Consider the following 345-nt stretch of genomic DNA (forward strand, 5'->3'; position numbering starts at 1 on the left):
CAAGGGCAGCATCTTGAAGAAACGCTGATGATAGCGCTCGGCCATGCCGGAGCCGAAGACGCGATACTCGTCCTCCGCCAGCTTGGTGACGGTAAAGTCGCCGGCGATGCCGCCGCGCTTGCCGATCAGCGGCGTCAGGCAGGATCGTCCGACCCGCGAGGGAATCTTGTTGGCGAAAAGCGCGTTCAGCCAGGCCTCGGCGCCCGGCCCCTTCACCTCGTATTTGGCGAAGTTGGAGATGGCGATGATGCCGACATTGTCGCGCAGCATGCGCGCCTCGCGGCCGACAGGGTGCCACCAGTTCTGCCTGGTGAAGCCGATCGTCTCCTCGCGCGGCTCGCCGTC

At 65.2% G+C, this 345-nt stretch carries 1 pseudogene; it reads right to left on the minus strand.

The features are described 5' to 3' along the window. Nucleotides 1-345 (minus strand): annotated as a pseudogene (locus EN807_RS33505) (aminomethyltransferase family protein); the annotation flags it as partial.

It is taken from the genome of Mesorhizobium sp. M5C.F.Ca.ET.164.01.1.1 (genome assembly GCF_004792125.1).
Lineage (GTDB): Bacteria > Pseudomonadota > Alphaproteobacteria > Rhizobiales > Rhizobiaceae > Mesorhizobium > Mesorhizobium wenxiniae.